At 71.8% G+C, this 3236-nt stretch carries 4 protein-coding genes; 3 read left to right on the forward strand and 1 reads right to left on the reverse strand.

The annotated features are described in order from the left end of the window. Nucleotides 1-457, reverse strand: a 457-nt coding sequence (locus tag ACFU5G_RS29660) for a TetR/AcrR family transcriptional regulator (protein ID WP_377252698.1), incomplete at its 3' end; no start/stop codon positions are given. Between the two features lie 123 nt (nucleotides 458-580). On the opposite strand from ACFU5G_RS29660, the gene ACFU5G_RS29665 reads away from it, so the two are divergent. From ACFU5G_RS29665 to ACFU5G_RS29675, 3 genes are all read left to right on the forward strand, one after another. Then, nucleotides 581-1426, forward strand: a complete 846-nt coding sequence (locus tag ACFU5G_RS29665) for an SDR family NAD(P)-dependent oxidoreductase (RefSeq protein ID WP_377252700.1) — start codon at nucleotides 581-583, stop codon at nucleotides 1424-1426. Then, nucleotides 1426-1839 carry a nitroreductase/quinone reductase family protein gene (locus ACFU5G_RS29670; protein WP_377252704.1) on the forward strand — a complete coding sequence of 138 codons (414 nt, stop codon included), beginning with the start codon at nucleotides 1426-1428 and terminating at the stop codon, nucleotides 1837-1839. Before ACFU5G_RS29665 ends, ACFU5G_RS29670 begins: the two co-directional genes overlap by 1 nt. 117 nt (nucleotides 1840-1956) lie before the next feature. After that, nucleotides 1957-3189, forward strand: a complete 1233-nt coding sequence (locus ACFU5G_RS29675; protein WP_377252702.1) for a glycosyltransferase — start codon at nucleotides 1957-1959, stop codon at nucleotides 3187-3189. The last annotated feature ends 47 nt before the right edge of the window (nucleotides 3190-3236 follow it).

A 3236-nucleotide genomic window follows, 5' to 3' on the forward strand; every position in this document is an offset into this window, starting at 1 on the left:
GCGCGGCCCCGGTGGCGTGCTCGGCGGCGAGATAGCGCCGCACCGCGTCGAAGAACGGCATCTTGCCGACGTCGAAGTGCGTCTCGGCGAGCCCCGGGAAGCGCGGCATCTCGGCGATGACGATGCGGTACAGGCCCACCATCTCGGGCCGGGACATCAGCGCGGCGTACCGGCGGCCGTACTCGGCCAGCCCTCGGGCCAGGTCGCCGGACGCGGGCTCGGGGCGCTCGTCCTCGTCCGGGCTCCAGTGCTCCTTGACCATCGCCTCGAACAGGCTGGCCTTGGTGGGGAACTGCTTGAACAGCGTGGCCTTGGACACCTCCGCGGCCTCGGCGACCCGGGCCAGCGACGTGCCGGCGTAGCCGCCGTCCAGGAACAGGCTGGTGGCGGCGGCGATGATCGCCGCCCGCTTCTGCTCCGCGAGCTGCTGGTGGTACGTCCCGGTGCCGGTCGCCATGGGCCCATCATGCCCCAGGCTGTGAGGCGAGTCGCTTGACTCACCTCTCCAGGCCTGCCTACTCTGATCGAGAGGTGAGTCAGGCGACTCACAACTAGACCCACGATCCGAAGGGCTCCACCCGTGCAGCGATTCGAGAACAGGACAGTGATCGTCACCGGCGCCGGGGGCGGCATGGGCGTCAGCCACGTGCGCGCCTTCCATGCCGAGGGCGCCAACGTGGTGATCGCCGACCGCGACACCGAGCGGGGCGCGGCGCTCGCCGCCGAGCTGGGGGAGCGGGCCGTGCACGTGCCGCTCGACATCACCAGCGAGGCGCAGTGGGCAGCGGCGGTCGCGACGGCCGAGGAGCGGTTCGGCCCGGTCTCCGTGCTGGTGAACAACGCGGGGATGCAGCAGTCGGCGGTGCCGATCGAGCACATGGACGCCGAGGCCTTCCGGCGCACGCTGGAGGTCAACGTGACCGGCCAGTTCCTCGGCATCCGCGCGGTGACGCCGTCCATGCGGCGCGGCGGCGGGGGCGCCGTCGTCAACATCTCCTCGACCATGGGCAACGTCGGCACGGCGTACTACGCGGCCTACACGGCCAGCAAGTGGGCGGTGCGCGGCCTGACCCGGTCCGCCGCGCTGGAGCTGGGCCGCGACGGGATCCGCGTCAACTCGGTGCACCCCGGCGTCGTCTCGACGCCGCTGATCAACTCGCCGGTCGCCGAGGGCGAGCGGCCCATCGCGGACTTCTACTCGCCCGAGCCGTTCGCCGTGCCGCGGCTGGGGGAGCCGGCCGAGCTCTCGCGGCTCGTGCTCTTCCTGACCTCCGCGGACGGCGCGTTCGCCACGGGCTCGGAGTACGTGCTCGACGGCGGCCTGCTGCTCGGGCCGGCGCTGCGCTACGAGGCGTCGTCCGAAGCGTCGTCCGAGGCCGAGGCCGAGGCCGGGGCCGCGACCGCGGACGAGAGCGAGGCCGCGTGATGGACGACGCCGCGCGCCGGGCCGTCGAGATCACCCCGGCCGCCTCGACGCGGCAGCGGATCATCGACATCACCACGACGGGGCGGCGGACCGGCCTGCCCCGGCGGATCGAGATCTTCTTCTACCACGTGGCCGGCCGCACCTACCTGTGCAGCGGCACGGTCGACCGGCCGAGCTGGTACGTCAACCTCGTGGCCGAGCCGGCGCTGACCTTTCACCTCAAGCACGGCGTGCGGGCGGACCTGCGGGCCACGGCGCGCCCGATCACGGACGAGCCGGAGCGGCGCGCCGTGCTCACCGAGATCGTGGCCGACCTGAACCAGCCCGCCAACCCGGGCCACCTGGCCCAGCCCGTCGACCTGGAGGGCTGGGTGCGTGACAGCCGGCTCGTCGAGGTGACGTTCCTGGACTGAGGGCTGCGGATGCGACCCGGCCGCTTGTCCCATATGAATGTACTTCGCGCGGATCGGGTGGCCGCGCGACACCGCGATAGTTCACAGGCAGGGGGCCGCGAGCGCGTGAAGGTATCCGTGTTCACACCGAGTCACGCGCCGGCGTACCTCGACGACTGCTACCGCAGCGTCGTCGGGCAGACCCACCAGGACTGGGAGTGGGTGGTCCTGCTCAACGGCGACGCGGTGTGGGAGCTGCCGTCGCCCGACCCGCGCATCCGGGTCCTGCGCGGGGCGGCGACCGGCCTGGTGGGCGCGCTCAAGCGCGAGGCGTGCGCTCTCGCGACCGGTGAGGTGCTGCTCGAGCTGGACCACGACGACGTCCTGGCGCCGCGCTGCCTGGCCGAGGTGGTGGCCGCGTTCGACCGGCACCGCGAGGCGGTGCTGGTGTACTCGGACTTCGCGCAGATCAACGCGGACGGCTCGCCCAACTTCGACACCTTCAACCCCGCGATGGGCTGGGAGTACGCGCCCGCGAACGTGAACCAGATGCTGGTGAACCGGTGTCGGGCGCTCGCGCCGACCCCGCACAACGTCGGGTACATCTGGTACGCGCCCAACCATGTGCGCGCGTTCCGGCGCGCGGCGTACGAGCGGGTGGGCGGGTACGACGCCACGCTCGAGGTGCTCGACGACCAGGACCTGATGATGCGGCTCTACGAGGTGGGCGACTTCCACCATGTTGACGCCTGCCTCTACCTGCAGCGGATCCACGACCGCAACACGCAGCGCGACGGGCGCATCAACAAGCTGATCCAGCAGGAGACGGTGCGGCTCTACCACCGGGGCATCGCGGGGCTCGCCGTGGCCTGGGCCAAGCGGAACGGCCTGGCGTCGCTCGACCTGCACACCGCGCAGTGGCCCGACCGGACGCTCGTGGCCGGCGCGGACGACCTCGGGATCGACGCGCGCGACCCGGTGCTGCCCTACGGGGACGGCGAGGTGGGCGTGATCGTCGCGACCGAGCTGCTGCAGCGGGTGCCGGACCGGCTCGCGTTCTTCACGGAGTGCCACCGGGTCCTCGCGCACGGCGGCCTGGTCCTGACGACGACGCCGAGCACCGACGGGCGCGGCGCCTTCCAGGACCCGACCCACGTGGCGTTCTGGAACCAGAACAGCTTCTGGTACCTCACCCAGGCCCCGCTGCGGGAGCGGGCGTTCCCGGGCAGCTCGCACCTGCGGTTCCAGGTCAGCGGGCTGCGCACGTACTACCCGACCGAGTTCGACCGGACGCACGACATCTCCTACGTGGGCGCAAACCTGCTCGCGATCAAGGACGGTGCGCGGCAGGGCGGTCCGCTTCACTGCTGAGCCCGTGTCAGACGTACAGGTCACCCGGGTGACCCGTACGTCTGACA

It is taken from the genome of Promicromonospora sp. NPDC057488, from assembly GCF_042802395.1.
Classification (GTDB): Bacteria; Actinomycetota; Actinomycetes; order Actinomycetales; family Cellulomonadaceae; genus Promicromonospora.

Bases quoted from the DNA above. Each gene is read 5' to 3' on its own strand.
- ACFU5G_RS29670 (WP_377252704.1), top strand. From the start codon at position 1,426: ATGGACGACGCCGCGCGCCGGGCCGTCGAGATCACCCCGGCCGCCTCG.